Raw genomic sequence first — 18365 nt, 5'->3', positions numbered from 1 at the left:
TAGCCACAGTAAGCGAGCGCAGTTTTTCATGCCTTACCCAAGTTATTTCGAGAGTTTTGATGTGCAGCAGGCGCTGGCGGATTACCCGCTGGGGGACGCATTTCTGGAAACCTACGCTGGTATGTCGCGGGACGCACTGAGGGAGCTGCAAAACCAGCGGTTTCTCAAGTTGATGGCGCGCGGTTGGCAGATCCCTTTCTACCAGCGTTTGTGGGGCGAGGCCGGGATTGAACCCGGCGATATTCGCAGTCTCGACGACATCGAAAAACTGCCGGTATTTTCCAAGTCTGACATCATGCAAAGCGTGGAGCAGTTTCCGCCGATTGGTGATTTCAGCGGGCTCGAAGGATTGGCGCCGGAGCAGCGGCCGCCGGTGGTGTTCCATACCACCAGTGGCACCACCGGCAGACCGCAGCCGATTATCTTCGGCCCGCGTGGACGCGAGATCCAGGCCATGCTGGTGGCGCGGGCCTACCGCTTTATGGGGCTCAAGCCCGGCGCAACGGTGCAGTCCACCTACGGCCACGGCATGATCAACGGCGGCCACTATATTCGCGAGGCGGTTACCCGCTATACCAATGCGATGTTCCTGTCTGCCGGCACTGGCCTTGAAACCCGCTCCGCCCAGCAGGTGCAGCTGATGCGGGATTTCGGTGTGAATGTGCTGGTGGGTTTTGCGGACTACATCAAGAAGCTCGCCAGTGTCGCCCGGGAGCAGGGCATGACACCGGGCGAGGACTTGCAGATCGATATGATCATCGGCCACCTGGGGCAGGAAACCCGCGCTGCATTGAGCGAGGCCTGGGGTGGTGTAAAGCTTTACGACTGGTACGGCGTGGCGGATACCGGCTGCATCGCCGCCGAGGGGCCGGACCAGAATGGTCTGTATGTGTGGGAAGACGCCCACTATCTGGAATTGCTCGACGTCGACAGCGGGCAACCGGTGGCCGCGGGGGATAGCGGCAACATGGTGGTTACCTGCCTGTACAAGGACGATATCTACCCGGTGATTCGATTCAATACCTGTGACATCACGGCGGAAATTCCCGGGGAAAATCCGTTTGGCCTGCCGTTCAAGCGTATTCGCGGATTTCTCGGCCGCTCCGACAACATGGTCAAGCTGCGCGGGATCAATGTGTACCCCCATGGTATCGGCGACATGCTGGCGGAACTGGACAGTTTTACCGGTGAATACGTGTGTATCGCCGAGCGCGATGATGCTGGCCGCGAGACCATGACGGTACTGGTGGAATTCGGGGCAGCCGTGGATGAGCATCCTGCAATTGCCGCGCGCTGTGCGGACCTGCTCAAGCGCAAGCTGGGTATCGAGGTGGGGGTGGAGCCGGTGGCCGCGGGAGCGACCGCCAAGTGGACCGAAATTGACCGGCGCCAGAAACCCCTGCGCCTGATCGACCGACGTTTCGATTGAACTGGCGGCAATTTCCGGGAGATTACTCATGCTTAAGCTCAGCGACAGCCACTTGCACGAGGATGCCACCGCTCTGGCGCAACGTTTACAGCGCGGTGAGTGCTCCAGCGAGCAACTCACGGCGCACTCCCTGGCCGCCATCGAACAGACCCATAGCAGGTTGAATGCCTATGTGTTCGTCGATCGTGAGTCTGCGATGCGCGCAGCGCGTGCGTCCGATGCGCGTCGCAAAGCAGGCAACCTGTTGTCCAGCTTTGATGGTCTCACCTTTGCGGTAAAGGACAATATTGCGGTAAAGGGGATGCCCACAGCCAATGGGCTTGGCTATCGCGGCGATGCCCCAACTTCCGAAGGGGATGCGGAGGCGGTGGCTCGGTTACGCAGCGCCGGGCTGATCCCGCTGGGTAAACTGAACATGCACGAGATCGCCCTCGGCGCCACCAACGACAACCCCCACTGGGGGCGTTGTGAAAACCCGTTGCGCGAAGGCTATACCCCCGGAGGCTCCAGTGGTGGCTCGGCGGCGGCGGTGGCTGCGGGGCTCTGTGCCTTTTCGTTGGGAACCGACACCATGGGCTCGGTGCGTATACCGGCCAGTTACTGTGGCGTCAGTGGGCTCAAACCGGGGCGGGGTTCAGTAAGCGCCCAGGGTGTCACCCGATTGTCCCGGCGGCTGGACACTCTCGGGCCGCTGGCGCGCTCGAGTCGGGATCTGCGTGGCCTGTGGCCTCTGCTGCGGCAGACGGCTCGCGAAGACCGCCTTGTTGGGCCCGCGGACCTGGCATCGACACGCTGGGCACTTGTAGCCGATTGCGAGCCACTGGGTGTGGATGCCGACATTGCTACCGCATTCCAGCAGTTTGTCGCGACACTACCCGGTTCAATCCAGCTTCAGCGAAAATTTGCCGATGCGGATTTTTCGGCCATCCGCCGCGCCGGGCTATTGATGTGCGAAGCGGAGGCCAATGTGACTTTCGCTGGAAAATTGTCCCGGCGCCCGGCACTTTTTTCCGAAGAATTACAGCGTCTGCTGAAATGGGGCGCAGCGCGCAGCGCACCGGATCTGGTACGAGCCGAGGATGTAGTGGAAGCGGCGGCCAACTGGCTGAATACGCAGTTGCAGGGCGCGGACTTTTTACTGACACCGACCACATCGCAGACCGCATTTCCGTTTAGCCAGGCGGCCCCGGTCAATCAGGCCAATCTCACCGCGTGTGTGAATATGGCGGGGCTGGCGGCGGTGAGTATCCCGCTGGGAATATCCAGCGAGGGCTTGCCGTTCGGGGTGCAGATCATTGCCAGGGCTGGTGCCGAAACCACCTTGCTGGATACCTGTGTTGCGCTTGAAGCGTGGCTGCTCTGTAAATCCAATTCGAGCCATGAAATGGCGTGATGATGGACGGGGAGAAAACAGTATGACAACGGAAGCAGCTCAGGCAGCGACAGCGCATATCGGCTTTGCCGTCGAAGGCGGACTGGCTCGGATCACTATCGACAATCCCGCGCAGCGCAACGCCATGACCGTAGCCATGTGGGAACAGTTGTCGGATACACTGGATCGCGTGGCGACCGACAACAGTATCCGCGCGGTGTTACTCACCGGTGCTGGCGAACGGGCATTCTGTGCCGGTGCCAATATCGATGAACTGGCGGCTGCAATGGAGGATCCGGCAGAAATGCGCCGGCAGAATACACTGATTCGCGATGTCCAGTTGCAACTGGAGCAGTTGCCGCGCCCAACGTTGGCGGTCATTCGCGGTGCCTGTTATGGGGGCGGTTGTGGCCTGGCGCTGGCCTGTGATATTCGCCTGGCAGACAGTGCGGCGACCTTTGCTATTACACCGGCAAAGCTCGGAATTCTCTACAGCCTGCTGGACACCCGGCGGTTGGTCAATGTGGTTGGCGCGGCCAATGCACGGGATTTGTTGCTGACGGGTTTACCGGTATCTGCAGCGCGGGCGCAACAGATCGGACTGGTGCAGCACCTTGCCGAAGGGGCGGATGTGGAAGCGGTGCAGGGTGAGCTGGTGCAGAGCCTGCTGCAAAACTCCCAGTACTCCCTGCGCTGGACCAAGGCCACGCTGGGTTATCTGGGCGGGAACGGGGCGGAATTGGAATCGGGTGTAGAGACGTTGCAGCAGGCGTTTGATGACGCTTTTTCTGGTGACGACTTCAAAGAGGGCAGTGCAGCTTTTCTGGAGCGGCGCCGCCCGGGATTTCGCTGGCCCGAAAAGTAACGGGCTCAGCTGGTCGCCAACTCCTCAATAAGCTCCTCAAGCTCGGTGGTCGCACTGACATTTTCCTTGCGTGCCTGTTGCTGTGCCTCGCGATCCTCGTCGAACTGTTCGATTTCCTGCTGGATAACCCGCAGGATGCGCGCGATAAATTCCTGGTGCCAGAGCCCGCGCTCGCGCGCCGCAGCGGTGTCTGGTTCGTAGCCTTCAATCTCAGCGCGCTCAAGAATGCCACGGGCTTCCAGTAAGCGCTCCAGGGTGTCGACGCGCTCGCGGGCGACCGCCAATTCCCCGGCAACGGCCATCAGAATCGACAGCAGTCGGTCGGTATCCGTATCCTTGAAAAAGACCGGGCGTTTGCCCCGGGCCTTGTTGCCCGCCATGTCGATCGGGTCAAATGTCATGGCATTTCTCCGCTTGATGCTTGCGTTGCGGTTAACCGCTATTTACTGGCGATGTAGGTGTGCCAGGCTGGTTTGCGTCCGTAGTCTTCGCTGTCCTCAGCGGCTTTCGCGGCACTGGGGAACAGGGTTTCATCCACCACCGCAAACAGGCCGCGGGTGGTAATGTTTTCCCGCGCAAATCCCGCTTTTTCCATCGCTTCGAACAGATCCAGATCGTGCAACGTGCCCCAGAAAGGCTCATTGTTGTTGCGGGTATCCCAGTCGCGCATGAACTGCTCGTAGGGGGGCATTTCCGGGGTGAACTGGGGTTGTTCGATGTGTATCGCCTTGCCGCCATCGGCGAGGAGTCGATGGGTTTCCGCGAGAATGCGTGGCAGCGCGCGGCTCGAGGTTTCGTGCAGAAACATGGAGGTGATGATCAGGTCAAAACTACCATCTTCCGCGGCAATGGCTTCGGCGTTTTCCTGGCGGAAGGTGATATTGTCGATGCCCAGCGAACGCGCCCGCGCATGGGCGTAACGCAGTACCGGCGCGGAAACATCGATGGCGACGATCTCGGACTCCGGGAAGGCCTGCGCCAGCGGTACGATGTTGTGGCCGACGGTACAGCCAATATCCAGAATGCGCTTGGGGCGGAAGCCGGATTTGGCTTCTTCCCGCAGCCACTCCACCAGTGCCTGGCCGCCGCCGTCACTGTAGCGGCCGAGCATACCGGCGGTGGTCACAAAAATACCGCTGTCGTAGTTGGCGCCCGCGGCGATATCGTCCTCGCAGTACTCGGTATGGTAGCTGCCGGGCATGCAATGGGTATCCACGGCGCTGACATAGCGGGGGATTTCCACTGAGGCATCCAGCTGAAGTTTGTTGCTGTCGCGGTTCAGTTGCCGGGCTTTTTCCACCAGTTCTGGCAGCTGGCGAAACACCATGGCGCGGCTGTTCTGCTGACGCATTTCCATGGTGTTGCGGCGCAGGCTGCTCCACAGCTGGTAGGTGGGCTCGCGCTTAAGCAGCTCGCCCACTTCGCGGCGGTTGGCGGGTGCGGAACCGTTTTCCACCCGGCTTTCATACGCCTTGCGCACACCGGGGAGGACCCGGGATGCCAGGTGCATATTCAGGTTGGTGAGAAAATTGAAGCGCGCGATTTCATCGTGACTGGCTTCCGGGAATACACCGTGGCGCCCAACCGCGTTCCAGGCGGGCGGCACCTGCCGATCTGTCTCTGCCATGGCTAGCTCCGCAAATTGCGAGAATTTTCGCTAGTCTAGCGGCGCGGCATAAAGTGCCCATGATAATTGTCAACTTGCGCAGCACCCGTACAGGCGCGGACCTGTACGGGACGGAAGCAGGGGAGGTTGGAGAGATTTTGCGGAGCAGCCAGCGATCAGTGCACGCTGGCCAGTTCCTCGAGTACGCTGCGGTCGAGCACGCGGATACGATGTGCGCTCACAATTTCGATCAACTGCATGGACTTCAAGCGCGCAAAGGCGCGGCTTACGGTCTCAATGGTCAGTCCCAGATAGTCGGCGATATCCTGGCGGCTCATGATCAGCTCGATATCGGCGTTCTGCGCGCCGCACTGGCGGCGACCGATCTGGGCCAGTAGGAAACACAGGCGCTCGTGGGCCTTTTTCTGACCGAGGGCAAACAGCTGGTCCAGGGTCTGGGCCAGTACATTGCCTCCCACCTGACGGGCGTTGGCCTTGAGGGCAGGGAAGCGGTCCACCAGGGTCAGGAATTCCCGGCGCGGGAACACCTGTAACTCGGCCTCGCGCAGGCAGACCACGCTGTACTCGTAGTCCTCGGTATTGGTGAAGCCGATATAGTCACCGGGGTAGGAAAACGCGATGACCTGGCGCCGACCAGAGCGCGACAGGCGCTCGATCATCAGGGTGCCGGCGACCACCACATACACGTGCTGCGCCGTACTGTACTGGCGGATCAGCTGTTCGCCGGACGGCAGGCGGCGACGCTGGCAGATGGTAGTCAGCTCTGCCAGCTCCGCGCTGCCGAGGCCGCGAAACAGCTTGGAATGGAAAAACGTTTCCGGAGGTTTCAGCGCAGGGCTGTTCACTGGGGCCTGTCCTCAGAATTTGATCTTCCAGCAGACTAATCGCAAAGGTGCCGGCTGTCTATGTCGGTCGCGGTCAGCTTTCTGTCGCTTCAACGCGGCTACCCCGCAGCACCCCGTGTTCCATCAGGGCCTCGATCTGGCCCTCGCTCAGACCCAGTGAGCGCGCCACCTCAGCGCTGTGTTCGCCGGCCTTCGGCAGGTCCCGGCGCAGGCCGGGGCGGTGCCCGTCGAACTCCACGGGTAGTGCTGGCAGGCGTGCGCGCACACCGTTCTCCAGGGTCACTTCCACCAGTCCGCCGGCGGCGTTTAGGTGGGGGTCGTCGAACAGATCGGCGGGTTTGTTGATCGGGGCAAAGGGAATGCCGGCGCGATCCAGCCGCGATTCCAGCTCGTCTTTTGGCAAACTGGCGAACAGCGCACTGATCTGCGGCAGAATCCGGCCCCTGGCGGCGACGCGACCGGCATTGCTGTCGAGGCTCGAGTCGGCGGCAAATTCCGTCAGTTCAAACTCCGCGCAAAAGGCCCGCCACAGGGTGTCGCTGACAACGCCGACGAAAATGCGGTCACCTTCGGCGCTGTGGAAGATGTCGTAAACCGACCAGGCGCTGCGGCGCACGGACATGGGCGGTGGTTCCTCTCCGGTTACGGCCTGCTGCGCCATATGCTGGCCGACCAGGAATGCGGTCGTCTCGAACAGGGAGCTGGTTACGTGCTGGCCGCGCCCGGTATTGTGGCGCTGCTGCAGTGCAGAGAGAATTGCAATGACTCCGAACATGCCCCCGGTGATATCAATGACCGAAGATCCGGCGCGCAGTGGACGGTCGGGCAGGCCGGTCATATAGGCGAGGCCGCCCATCATCTGGGTCACTTCATCCAGCGCGGTGCGGTGCTCGTAGGGGCCGCTGAGAAACCCTTTGAGGGAGCAGTAGATCAGGCCCGGGTTGCGCGCGCTTAGCGCCGGGTAACCGAAGCCAAGCTTATCCATGGCGCCGTGGCGGAAATTCTCGATCACCACATCCGCTTCACCCACCAGTTGCAGGGCGAGATCGCGGCCCTCCGGGGATTTCAGGTCCAGTGCCAGGCTGCGCTTGTTGCGGTTGTACATGGCAAAGTACCCCGCGCCTGAGCCCTGTAGGCGGCGGGTGTTGTCCCCCTGAAAGGGCTCGACCTTGGTGACCTCTGCGCCCAGGTCGGCGAGGATGCCGCCGGCGGCGGGCCCCATGACCATATGGGTGAATTCGACAACCTTGATGCCGGCGAGCGGCAATACTTCCTGATGCGCCATTGACTGGGCTCTCCACTGAAATGCTTTATCCGTGCAGCTACTGGTTGATATGATATAATAATATAACAATAGGTCAAGCCGACGAGTTCGCTCGCCGGGTTGGCCAAGGTGAACCCAAGCGCAAACAGAAGAGGGTGTGCGAGTGAGTGATATCGATATCGAGATCAGTGAGGTAGGCCCTCGAGACGGCCTGCAGAGTATCAGCCGTATCATGCCGACCGCGGACAAGAAGCGCTGGATCGCGGCGCTTGCCGCCTCCGGTCTGCAGGAAATTGAAGTCGGTTCCTTTGTGCCGGCAAAAGTACTGCCGCAGCTGGCGGACACCGCGGAGATCGTACAGTTTGCGCGCACCATCCCCGGGCTTGCGGTAGCGGTGCTGGTGCCCAATTTGCGCGGCGCACAGAATGCAGTGGCGGCCGGTGCGCACAAACTGACAATTCCTCTGTCGGTCAGTGAAACCCACAGCCTGAAGAACCTGCGCCGGACCCACCAGCAGGTGCTGGAAGAGGTGCGCGGAATCCGCGCTTTGCTTAACGAGTTGCCGGCGGCGCAGCGGCCAAGTTTTGAGGGCAGTCTCTCCACCTGTTTCGGCTGCACCCTGGAAGGTCCGGTAGCGGAAGATGCGGTGCTGCGACTGGGAGAGGCGTTGCTGGAAGCTGGCTGCGATGAGATCGGCCTGTCGGATACCACCGGTTACGGCAACCCGGTACAGGTGCGACGGGTGATTCGTCGGGTCTGGGAGCACCTGGGGCGCGACGCGCTGCACGGGATACACCTGCACAACACCCGCGGCCAGGGGCTGGCCAATGTACTGGCGGCGGTAGAGGAAGGCATTACAACGGTGGATGCCTCCATGGGTGGAATTGGCGGTTGTCCGTTTGCCCCGGGTGCCAGCGGCAATATTGTTACCGAAGACCTGGTATTTTTGCTGGAGGCCATGGGTTACCGCACCGGAGTGGACTTCGACAAGTTGATTGCAGCGCGCGAGATTCTCGCTTCAGCACTGCCGGACGAGCCGCTTTACGGTTTTGTGCCGGATGCGGGACTGCCCAAGGGGTTTCAGCGCGCACAGGTTGCGCAGCCGGAAATGGCCTGATGGTTTTCTGAATGACTGCCAGGTGCCGCGCGATTGTGAAGACACTGGTCTTCGGTAAATTGCGCGGCATTTTTTTGTCTGTGAGAAATAAAAAAGCCGGCGGTAATCCCGCCGGCAAAGTTTCACATCAAGAGAAAACTAGTATCACGCAATACGCGCGTAACGGCCGCGGTGAAAGATCAGCGGTGTGCGATCCTGTGAGTGCATGGTCTCAACTCTGCCGACCATGATCAGGTGGTCGCCGCCATCGTAGCGCGCGGCAACGCTGCATTGCAGGCGCGCGCAGAATTTTTGCAGGAGCGGAACGCCGTTGCTGTTTGTCTGGTAATCCACGCTCGCGAAACGGTCAACGCCGCGCTTGGCGAACAGCGTTGAGAGCGCTTCCTGCTCTTCACTCAGCACATGAATCGCAAAGTGTTCACAGTGATTGAAAGCGTCGAAGCAACCGGCATTTTTTCCGATACACCAGAGAATCAGCGGCGGCTCGAGGGAAACCGTATTAAAACTGCTTGCGGTCATGCCCACCGGCTCACCGGCTTCGTTGCCCGTGGTGATAATGGTTACGCCGGTGGCGAACTGACCGAATACCTGGCGCAGCTGCAGTGGCTCAAGGGCGTGCTGCTGCGTACTTGGTGCGGTAGTTAAAGGGGTTCTAAGCAGTTCCGCTTCAATCGACATGGTTTGCTCCCAGTATCAGGTCACCCTGTTCCCAGCGCAGCACGCCGAAGGTGGTGTATTTTTCTTTCTGTGACTGCATGAACTGCCAGGCGCACACCAGGGTGTAATCCTCGTCCACCTGGGTTTCCCGCGACCAGAGTTTGAAGGCTTCGCCGAAGACGTGACGCACGGAGTAGAGGTAGCGTCCGTACGACATGCCATTGCCGAACATGTCGGGGCCGTGGTACTGGTGATGGTTGCCGGTGCGGGTGCGCATCGCGGTCCACTTGGCATTCACCACACCGCTGATCTCGATAGTCTGCTCCGAGTGCAGCAGGTTGAGAGGCTTGTGATGAATGACCACATCGTTGTGGCCAACCAGCTCCTGTTTGTCGTTATACACCTCGAAACGACCGGAGAAGGTGCCCGCGTGTTTGACCGGCAGGTTGAACGGACGCTTGGCGTCCTGCTTTTCTTTTTCCAGGAAGGCTTCGACGCGCTTCTTGGTGGCCGGGTTGGTTTCGTGGTCCTGGGTGACCACATAGAGACCATTGAAAACGCCCACCAGTGTGTCCGCCTCAAACAGCTGCGAGGAATACACCTGGATACCCAGTTCCGGCACCACGTGGTTCATGGTGCGCAGGTTGACGTTCCAGCCCGGCGAGAAATAGTTGGAGTCCACCAGCAGACCGTAAGGGCGACCGCTGCCGATAAAGTCCGGCCCGGTATAGATACGGTCCTGGTCCGAATCGATGACGCCAAAGCGGAACGGGGTACCGATTTCGAAGCGGTCATTCAGCGGGCCGGTGGCATCGAAGCGGGTGTTCATCCAGTAGGTGGTGCGACCATCTTCGAATTCGCTGGCACGGCTGACCTTGTTGTACCCCACGTGGGTGCCGTCGGCCTCGAACAGGGACGGGATGCCGTGCCATTCGCCTTCAATCGCTTTTTGCCAGTTACTGGGTTTTTTATCGTTGCTCATACATGTTCTACCGGTTCTGCGTCATGCGCGTTCATCTCGTTGCGCATGGACATTATTCGACGATATCTGCTGGTCATCCTAACCTGCAGATACCTGCGTGCCTTGCCAAATATCAATTCTCCATGACAGGCACGGTCTGTTCGCTAAGCGCGGCGGCCTGTTTGCTGGCGTCCCCTGCAAGGGAGAAGCCCAGCAGCCGCCCGTTGCGGTCAATAAAGCGGGCGGCAACGCCCTGGGTATCGTTGCGTTCATACTGCCACTCGCCCTCTGCATCCCGCGGAGGGGGCGAGGTGGTCACCGGGCACAGGGTGGTCTTGATGCTGACCGGCATATTGCCGTAACGCACCGGGGTTGGGCTACCCGCCAGGGTTTGTGCCAGTGCCCGTGCGCCGGCCAGCAGTGGTGCCACGTAACACAGATTGTGCCCGTCTACTTCCGCGCAGTCTCCAAGGGCATAAATCGATTCGGCGCTGGTGGCCAGGTACCGGTCGGTCACAATGCCGCGGGCGGTGTGGATGCCATTGCGCGATGCCAGTGCGATGCGCGGGCGCACGCCAATGGCACTGATGACCCGGTCTACCTGGAGCTCGCGGCCGTCGGCCAAGCTGGCATGGATGCCGCCGTCCGCATAGTCTAAGAGCTCCACGGTCGTTCCCAGATGGAATTGCACCCCCGCGTCCGCCAGGGATTTCTCCACCAGGCGGCCCGCGGCCTCTGGTACCAGGTTGCCGAGCACCTGTGCCTGTGGTTCGACTACATGCACCTCGAATCCCGACTGGATCAGGTCGTTCGCGTATTCGCAGCCGATCAGGCCACCGCCGATCACCAGCACGGAGCGCGCACCGGGCAGTGCGGTGTAAAAGCGCTGGAAGTCCTGCAGGTCATTGATGCTGAAGGCACACCCCTGTGCCGCACCCGCGACCGGTACTTCGATGGGGTCGGAGCCCAGCGCCAGTACCAGCTTGCCGTAAGGCAGCCGCTGTTCGCGCGTGCCGGTTTGCAGGGTCAGTGTATTGGTGGCGCTGTCGATGGCCGTGACCTGGGTAAAGGTAAGAATCTGTGCACCGAGGGACTCGGCCATTTCTCGTGCGCTGTTGCCAACCAGCTGCTCGGGTGAGCGCTGTTTGTGGAACGCCGTACTCAGTTGTGGCTTGGAGTAGTGCGCGCCATCGTCGGCGGAAATCATGATCAGGGGTGTTTGCTGGTCCAGCTTGCGGAACTCTCTGGCCAGATGGTAGCCGGCGAGACCGGTACCGACGATAACCACCGGTGCGCGCGCGTGATCCACTGCCAGTGATGCCGCAATGGGAGAGGGCACTGCTTGCTCTTCCGTTGCTGGCTCTTCCGCTGCCGGGGAAGCCGAGCCTTCATCAGTCTCGGCGGCAATGCGGCGAACCTCGATCATCTCGAAGTCGTCCTTGCCCACACCGCACTCCGGGCACTGCCAGTCTTTGGGAATGTCTTCCCAGCGGGTGCCCGGTGGAATGCCATCTTCCGGTGCGCCTTTCGACTCGTCGTAAACCCAGCCGCAAACCAGGCATTCCCAGATTCGATACTCCTGCATGTGTCGCTTCCCGATCGTTATTACTTTGTTGTCGGTTAGCCCCGGCAGTTTGCCGGGGGTGAGGCGTACAGCATAAAAAGGTGTATTTCAGCAGTGGATGACAATTATCAAGCGGGTATCAAAGTAAGCATCGAGCTCGGCATCATTCTGCGGGGGACTGCACAAGATGCTGCCAGATGGAGGCGCTGAACGGAGCTTCATGCACCGGGCCCTCCAGGCCGCGGGGGTCCAGTGCATGGCGCCGGTCGCAGGTCGGCGATAGTCGCACACCGCGGGCAGTCAGCGTGCGCGTGGCGACGCCATCCCGGTAAAGCACGGTATGCCGCACGCGCTGGCCGGGTGCGGTGAGCATGATGAAGTCCGGTTCCATGTACACGTTGCAGGCTTCGTCCAGGCGCAACGCGTTGAACGTGAGAATGCCGACACCGCCGGAGACGCCGACGTTTTCATAGGCGCCCGGTCCCAGCGGATCAAACACCAGCAGGTTGTCGCGCAGCTGGCCGGTAAAGGTTTTTGCGGTGGGTGTGCGGCCGCGAAAGTGCACATTGGTCAGTTGCAGCCGGTGGCCGTCGAAATCCAGGTAGACCAGATTGTCGAACGGGCTCGGGCCCGGTGTGCCACTGCCCGCGGCAGTATCGTCTTCCAGGGGGCGGCCATCGAGGTGGAACAGCTCTACCTGGTCGTGCCAGGTCCCGCGCATCATCATCAGGTTGTAGCCCACGGAGCCGATGGGGAAGGTGGGGTAGCTGTCGGTGGAAACGGGGTTGTCGGCAAGGGTTTCGGGCATTTTGGGTATCGTCTTGCAATAAAAGTGTCAATGTTATAACAATAGCTCAAAATTGCGGGGGCAGCTAGTGCTGTCGCTCGATATCCAGCTTTGCAAAGAGGAGGGGATTTGATGAAAACGGTTGTGATTACAGGAAGTACCCGCGGCATAGGCCGCGGACTGGCTGAAAATTTTCTGGCCAGCGGCTGTCGGGTTATTGTCAGTGCGCGCTCGCAGGACAAGGTGGATGAAGCCGTTGTGGGGCTGCAGGCGAAATACGGTGCCGACGCGGTGGCGGGGCTGCGCTGTGACATCACGTCCGAGCAGGAGCTGTCTGAATTGTGGGCATTTGCCAGCGAACGCGGGCCGGTAGATTACTGGATCAATAATGCCGGTATGAGCATTGTGCGCAAGCCGCTGGCAGAGCAGTCTGCCGATGACCTGCGTCGTATCGTCGACACCAACCTCACCGGGCTGCTGCTGGCCTGCAAGGTGGCCCTGGCGGGTATGCAGCAACAGGGTCACGGCCAGATCTGGAATATGGAAGGGTTCGGCAGTACGGGCCAGACCGCACCGGGCATGGCAGCTTACGGAGCCACCAAGCGCGCGCTCAATTATCTCAACAAGGCGCTGCAGAAAGAAGTGAAGGGGACGGCGGTGCAGGTCAATACGCTGAGCCCGGGCATCGTGGTGACGGATCTTCTGATCGGTGATTACGATCTCACGTCGAGCGAGTGGCAGAAAACCCGCAAGATTCTCAATATTCTGGGGGACACCGTCGACACCGTAACCCCGTATCTTGTGCGCGGTGTGCTGAGTGCGCAGAAAAGCGGTAGCCGCGTTGCCTGGTTGACCGGGCGCAAGGCCTTCTGGCGATTCCTCACGGCAGGCTTCAACAAGCGCGATTTGTTTGCGGCTTACGACTCGAGCCCTGCCTGAAGATAACGCGCAGTCATGTAAAGAAACGGAGGCCACATGCTCGGTTCTGTATTTTTCGTATTTTCCCTGGCCCATCTGGGATTGTTGATATGGAGTCTGCGGCAACCCGGCGCGGGTTTTCCTGTGGGGTTTCTGCGCTGCCTGCTGTTGGCGTTGGCATTCGATAATCTGGTGATTGCGCTGGGTCCACTGATGATAGAGCTGCCTCTATATCAGTTGATGAGTGCGCTGCGTTTCTGGGTGCATGCGATCCTGCTTCCGTTGCTGCTGGTATTTATTGCGCATGTGCTGAAGGAGCATGTAAGCGGCGAACGTTTGCGAACCTGGCTGCCGCGTCTCGGTTGGGCTCTGGCGGGTATTGCCATTGGCTATGGCTATGTCACCGACCTCGCTGCACTCGATCTGGTGGCGGCCGATTACTACCCCCGACTGGTCGCTGCTGATGCCCAGCTTCCGCTCGCTACCATTGCGGTTAATATCGTTGTGGTTGTCGCCGGTATCTGGTTGTGGCGGGTAGCGCAGTGGCCTTGGTTATTCCTTGGGGCCCTGCAGATTTTTCTGCTCAATGGCTTCAGTGCGGGGCGCGAGTGGGGTTTTGTGGTGGGCAACAGTGCTGAGCTTTTTTTTGTGTTCAGCCTGTGGGTTACCCTCAATGCGGTTGGGAAACCCGGCGATATTGAACGGCCGGAGTCGTTAACAGCGGTTTGATGGCCTCGCCGGCTTGCAGCCCAAACATAAAAAAGCCCGCGATTGCGGGCTTTTTTTTTGCGTTGGATATACCTCTCGGTACCGCTTACGCGACATCGACCACCAGTGGTGATTGTGCCTCGTGGCCTGCGGAGCGGCGTTCGAGGATGATCGCCCACACCAGTACGAGGGCGGCGACAATACTGAAAAAGACGAAGGGGCCTGATTCGCGCCAGGCATCGAACAGATAGCCGCCCACCACGCTCGCCACCAGAATGCCCACCGCACCGGAAAGTGTGAAGAAGCCGATGACTGCCCCGCGGTGGGATTCGGGGGCCTGCTGCGCGACCAGCACACCGCTGGTGATGATACAGCCGATTTCTCCGAGGCCGATCAGTACCGCGCACAGAATCATGCCGGGGGTAAAGGGGTCGGTGATAAATATGGTTGAGCCGTAGCCAATGGCGGACACCAGCAGGGCGATGATCAGTGCGCGCACCCGGGTGATCTTGTCAGCCATGATGCCGAACAGGGGAGCGCCCAGCAGGGCACAGCCCTGGGCTATGCCCACGATCATGCCTGCACGGGCCAGCGCGTCGGCGCGGCTCATTCCCATTTCCGCAGTGCCGTAGTTGGTCACCCATAGGGTAAAGAAGGTGCCGACGATCATCAGGTTGCCGCGGGCTACAAACGAGGCGCCGTAGGCGAGTGCGATGCGCGGATCCCGTGCAGCGTGCAGGCCGTTGCGGGCGATGACCAGCAGGCTCTCACTATGTTCACTCGGTGCGCGGCTGCCGGGCTTGAGGCCGACAAACATCAGCAGGCCGGTGATGAAGGAGATTGCAGCCACCAGGCTGTAAGTCTGGATGCCCGCTTCGTGGGCAGTGGCGCCACTGCTCTGGAGGATGGCTGGCAACTGCAGGAGCAGGAACACACAGATCATTGCACCTACACCGTTCATCACCCCCTGAAGACCGGTGGCGCGGCCCCGGCTTTCATCCCGCACGTAATCGGCGACCAGGGCGACGATAGTGGTGGTCACTGCGGCAAGCCCGACCGCATAGGCCAGGCGCATCGCCAGTAACTCACTGATATTGGTGGCGTGAGGGTAGAGCGCGATACCGACCGACATCAGCAGGAAGCCAAGCCCGGTGACCGGGCGGCGGCCAAAGCGGTCCGAGAGCGGGCCGAAAATGGCGACCGCAATGATGATGGCAATTTCTGCCCAGAAGTTCAGTAGCCCGCTGACCATCCCGTGCCGCTCCTGCGGAATACCGAGGAATTCTGTCAGCAGAAACGGCTGGCTCTGGGGAATGAACGAGGCGAACATGATGGCGGCGAGGCAGGCGAAATAAAAAGTCAGCACATTCGGGCCGCTGACGTTCTCTGCGAGATTCAGGCCGAGAAACCTACGTTCCTGTTGACTGGCCATGGCTGTGTCTCCCTGGTGCGCAATAAATGCGTTTTTGTTATCTGAGATGAGCGTTGAGTCTGGTATTACGATGCAGGATCTTATTTGGATTATTGTCGAAATGATATAATGATAGTAGTTTATATCAAATGCATGAGGATAACTGGGCGGTGCTTCCGCATTGGGCGGGGAGCAGCTAGTCCTGGAGGTGGATTACAAAATGAGCAATAGAAGCATCCGCGTGGCCGCGGCGCAGTTTCACATTGGTACCGACGTTGATGAAAACCTGGCGACGGTGTTGCGCATGCTGGACCGGGCGGCGGAGGGAAGCCCGGACCTGGTCGTGCTGCCGGAATTCTGTAACCACCTCTCCTGGTACGAAAATCAGGAACACTGCGCGGCCGTGTCGGTGACCCTTGATGGCCCCTTTCTGGCGGCGGTTGCCGCCAAAGCCAAAGCGCTGAACCTGCACGTGGTGGTTAACTGTACCGTGTTGCGGGACGACGGCTCCATCACGGGTTCCAGCCTGCTGTACTCCCCGCAAGGGCAGTTGCTCGCGGACAATACCAAGCAAATCTATATCGGTCACGAGAATGATTTCCTGCAGCCCGCGCGTACTCCGGGACCGGTGGTGGAAACATCACTGGGGCGGTTGGGTCTCTATTCCTGTATGGATGGGGTGATCAATGAGCCTCCCCGCACCCTGGCACTGCGCGGCGCACAGGTGCTCTGCAACAGCCTGAATTCCTTTGCCAGTGACGAGGGGTCACTGCACGTTCCTGTACGCGCGCCGGAAAGCCGGGTGTTCATCGTTGCGGCCAACAAGGTAGGGCCACTGGTGCCAGAACCGATTCTGGTACCGATCAGTGAGGCAACCGGGATTCCACTGAAGTTTCTCAATGGCGCGGGTGAGAGCCAGATCGTTGCACCGGACGGCACTGTACTGGCTTGTGCCTCTACGGATAAGGAGGAGGTGGTCTATGCGGATATCGATCCCTCTGCAGCCGATGACAAGCATCGCGCCGACGGTACCGATGTGATTGCCAGCCGCCGTCCGGAACTCTACCGGGCGATCGCCGAGGATCCCGCGAACCAGTCTTACCCTGCATGGAAGGGCGCATCCGAGCTTGCCGCAGCGGTGGTCGATCCGCAGTTGATTGGGCGGGATGGATTGCGCGAGGCGCGCTCCCTGGTAGCGGAGGCCATCTCCGGTGGCGCCGTGTTGGTCGCGGTGCCGCCGTTGCTGGATGCGCAAGCCATTGCGGCAGACCTGCCCGCCGCGCTGGACTTTGCCGGTGAAGCCATTGAAACCTTGCGTCATTGCTGCACGGCAGACAGTTTCGTGGTCACCTCGTTGCCGGTGCGCGGCGAGGACGGAGAGTCCCGTTACTCTGCACTGGTGATTGGTGCGGAGGGTGTGCTGCTGTCCCAGGGGCAGGTGCACTCCAGCGCGCGCTATGCCTGGTCGGCGCCAGCGCAAGGGTTTGAGAGTGTAGAGCTGCCGTTTGGGCGTCTCGCGGTAATGACCTCCGACGACAGTATCTACCCCGAGAGCTTCCGCTTGCTGGCGATGGCGGGCGTCGATACCGCGGTAGTGCCGCTGGAGCCGGTGGAAGCTTGGGAGTTGCGTACCGGGCTGCTGGAGCGCTCCGCGGAAAATCGCATCAACTTGCTGGTTGCCGCTATCGGCTCGCCGCTGGGGCAGGGTTTTGCCACGGCGTTGCAGCGAGACTTTACTGTGATGACACCGTGGCAGGAGCGACCCTTCGATGGGTTGCTGAGCCAGCCTGAGTGCTGTCGTTTGCCGGCCGGTGACAAGTTGCTGGAAGTGACCTTGTATCCGGCGGCAGCGCAAAACAAGGAGGTTTCCCGCAACACCGACCTGGTGGCCAACCGGCCGTGGAAACTGTGCGGGGCAATAAGCGCGACATTGTCCGAATAGTCTTGGCAGAGAATGTTTGGATACGACCTTATTGAGAATTATCAATGTGGTATCGGCGTCACTTGCCGACAATCAAACTCAACAGAATAACAACGTCCGGAGTCCTTCATGAGCGCAGCTTCACGGCCGCAGGCGCTGGCATACAAAACCCGTGATCGGGTCATCGAAAAACTCGGGCTGACCGAGCTTCCGGGAGACGATGGCGGACCTTACATGACTCTCGAAAGCCATGCGCCCATGGCGCAGGACAAGGTGGGCGAGGTCCGGGTTTATGCCGGCGGTCCGCTGCAGCAGATGATCACCTGTACGATCGTGGTGCCGCAGATTGGCCTCGACTCGCACATGCTGTTTGCCTTTACCCCCGGTGAAAGCCCGGTGCCGCACTTCACCCTGGACTCAGTGGGTGCGGGCGGTCACTGGGCGTTTCATCTCGACCTGATTCCCCGCGTGGATCTCGGTGCGAACCTCGCCTACATGGATGAGGTGTTCACGCCCTTGACCGAAGCCTGCAAGTCTGGCCGCGCGATCGAGGGCCTTAGTGAGGCACAGCTCGATCCTCGCCAGCTGGCAATAATGTCACCGTGGATGCTGGCGCACCGCGCAACTGAAGAAGCATTTGCCAATATCGACGGCACCGTCGATGCCTACCTCGAGCACTGGTTCTCCTTGCTGGAAAAAGGTGTGAGTGACGCGGCGCTGGATGACGTGGACAGTGTGCGGCTGGCAGAGCGCGACCGGCGCAACCGGGCGATTATTTTCGACCCGCTGGTAGACAAGGTCTGGAACCAGATTGGCGGTCTTATCGGCGCCGAGAGCGGCAGCGCACTGCGGGCACTACTGAAAAATAATGCGTGAAAAATCCCGGTCCCAGTGGGCCGGAACTTTCGCAACAAAAAGA

The 18365-nt window shown here is 60.3% G+C and carries 17 protein-coding genes; 8 read left to right on the top strand and 9 right to left on the bottom strand.

What is annotated here, in order from left to right; genetic code table 11:
- The first annotated feature begins 28 nt into the window (after window positions 1-28).
- The 3 genes from HUW35_RS17115 to HUW35_RS17105 are packed head-to-tail and all read left to right on the top strand — an operon-like array spanning window position 29 to window position 3666.
- A complete protein-coding gene (locus HUW35_RS17115; RefSeq protein ID WP_181253434.1) occupies window positions 29-1429 on the top strand; it encodes a phenylacetate--CoA ligase family protein in 1401 nt (466 codons plus the stop codon).
- Between the two features lie 28 nt (window positions 1430-1457).
- A complete protein-coding gene (locus tag HUW35_RS17110; protein ID WP_181253433.1) occupies window positions 1458-2822 on the top strand; it encodes an amidase in 1365 nt (454 codons plus the stop codon).
- A 22-nt stretch (window positions 2823-2844) separates the two neighbouring features.
- Window positions 2845-3666, top strand: a complete 822-nt coding sequence (locus HUW35_RS17105; RefSeq protein WP_181253432.1) for an enoyl-CoA hydratase/isomerase family protein — start codon at window positions 2845-2847, stop codon at window positions 3664-3666.
- A gap of 5 nt (window positions 3667-3671) precedes the next feature.
- Here the strand turns inward: HUW35_RS17105 and HUW35_RS17100 are convergent, their stop codons facing one another.
- The 4 genes from HUW35_RS17100 to HUW35_RS17085 all read right to left on the bottom strand — a co-directional run bounded on the left by HUW35_RS17100 (window position 3672) and on the right by HUW35_RS17085 (window position 7423).
- Window positions 3672-4067 (bottom strand): hypothetical protein, encoded by a 396-nt coding sequence (locus tag HUW35_RS17100; RefSeq protein WP_181253431.1) that lies wholly within the window; start codon window positions 4065-4067, stop codon window positions 3672-3674.
- 38 nt (window positions 4068-4105) lie between these two features.
- The gene (locus HUW35_RS17095) at window positions 4106-5293 is read right to left on the bottom strand and encodes a class I SAM-dependent methyltransferase (RefSeq protein ID WP_181253430.1); all 1188 of its coding nucleotides are present in this window, start codon (window positions 5291-5293) and stop codon (window positions 4106-4108) included.
- A 155-nt stretch (window positions 5294-5448) separates the two neighbouring features.
- Window positions 5449-6138, bottom strand: coding sequence for a Crp/Fnr family transcriptional regulator (locus HUW35_RS17090; RefSeq protein WP_181253429.1), 690 nt, complete (start codon window positions 6136-6138; stop codon window positions 5449-5451).
- 73 nt (window positions 6139-6211) lie between these two features.
- Window positions 6212-7423, bottom strand: coding sequence for a CaiB/BaiF CoA-transferase family protein (locus HUW35_RS17085; protein WP_181253428.1), 1212 nt, complete (start codon window positions 7421-7423; stop codon window positions 6212-6214).
- 142 nt (window positions 7424-7565) lie between these two features.
- On the opposite strand from HUW35_RS17085, the gene HUW35_RS17080 reads away from it, so the two are divergent.
- Entirely contained in the window at window positions 7566-8519 is a 954-nt protein-coding gene (locus HUW35_RS17080; protein ID WP_181253427.1) for a hydroxymethylglutaryl-CoA lyase, read from the top strand.
- A gap of 144 nt (window positions 8520-8663) precedes the next feature.
- On the opposite strand, the gene HUW35_RS17075 is transcribed toward HUW35_RS17080, so the two are convergent.
- The 4 genes from HUW35_RS17075 to HUW35_RS17060 all read right to left on the bottom strand — a co-directional run bounded on the left by HUW35_RS17075 (window position 8664) and on the right by HUW35_RS17060 (window position 12509).
- Complete coding sequence (locus HUW35_RS17075; protein ID WP_181253426.1) at window positions 8664-9197, bottom strand: flavin reductase family protein; 534 nt, start codon at window positions 9195-9197, stop codon at window positions 8664-8666.
- A complete protein-coding gene (locus tag HUW35_RS17070) occupies window positions 9187-10158 on the bottom strand; it encodes a hypothetical protein (RefSeq protein ID WP_181253425.1) in 972 nt (323 codons plus the stop codon). The genes HUW35_RS17075 and HUW35_RS17070 overlap by 11 nt, the downstream gene beginning before the upstream one ends.
- Window positions 10159-10270: 112 nt before the next feature.
- On the bottom strand, window positions 10271-11722 hold the full coding sequence (locus HUW35_RS17065) for an FAD-dependent oxidoreductase (protein WP_181253424.1): 1452 nt from the start codon (window positions 11720-11722) through the stop codon (window positions 10271-10273).
- 142 nt (window positions 11723-11864) lie between these two features.
- Window positions 11865-12509: a hypothetical protein gene (locus HUW35_RS17060; protein ID WP_255463361.1), complete on the bottom strand. Its 645-nt coding sequence runs from the start codon at window positions 12507-12509 to the stop codon at window positions 11865-11867.
- 111 nt (window positions 12510-12620) lie between these two features.
- On the opposite strand from HUW35_RS17060, the gene HUW35_RS17055 reads away from it, so the two are divergent.
- Window positions 12621-13427: an SDR family oxidoreductase gene (locus HUW35_RS17055; protein WP_181253423.1), complete on the top strand. Its 807-nt coding sequence runs from the start codon at window positions 12621-12623 to the stop codon at window positions 13425-13427.
- A gap of 36 nt (window positions 13428-13463) precedes the next feature.
- A complete protein-coding gene (locus HUW35_RS17050; protein ID WP_181253422.1) occupies window positions 13464-14135 on the top strand; it encodes a hypothetical protein in 672 nt (223 codons plus the stop codon).
- 85 nt (window positions 14136-14220) lie between these two features.
- Here HUW35_RS17050 and HUW35_RS17045 read toward each other — a convergent pair whose 3' ends face one another.
- Window positions 14221-15546: an MFS transporter gene (locus HUW35_RS17045; RefSeq protein ID WP_181253421.1), complete on the bottom strand. Its 1326-nt coding sequence runs from the start codon at window positions 15544-15546 to the stop codon at window positions 14221-14223.
- A gap of 199 nt (window positions 15547-15745) precedes the next feature.
- On the opposite strand from HUW35_RS17045, the gene HUW35_RS17040 reads away from it, so the two are divergent.
- Complete coding sequence (locus HUW35_RS17040; protein WP_181253420.1) at window positions 15746-17467, top strand: nitrilase-related carbon-nitrogen hydrolase; 1722 nt, start codon at window positions 15746-15748, stop codon at window positions 17465-17467.
- A 108-nt stretch (window positions 17468-17575) separates the two neighbouring features.
- Window positions 17576-18322 (top strand): hypothetical protein, encoded by a 747-nt coding sequence (locus tag HUW35_RS17035; protein ID WP_181253419.1) that lies wholly within the window; start codon window positions 17576-17578, stop codon window positions 18320-18322.
- The last annotated feature ends 43 nt before the right edge of the window (window positions 18323-18365 follow it).

Source organism: Microbulbifer sp. YPW1, from assembly GCF_013367775.1.
Taxonomy (GTDB): Bacteria; Pseudomonadota; Gammaproteobacteria; order Pseudomonadales; family Cellvibrionaceae; genus Microbulbifer.
This window is presented reverse-complemented; position numbering and strand designations above follow the sequence as displayed.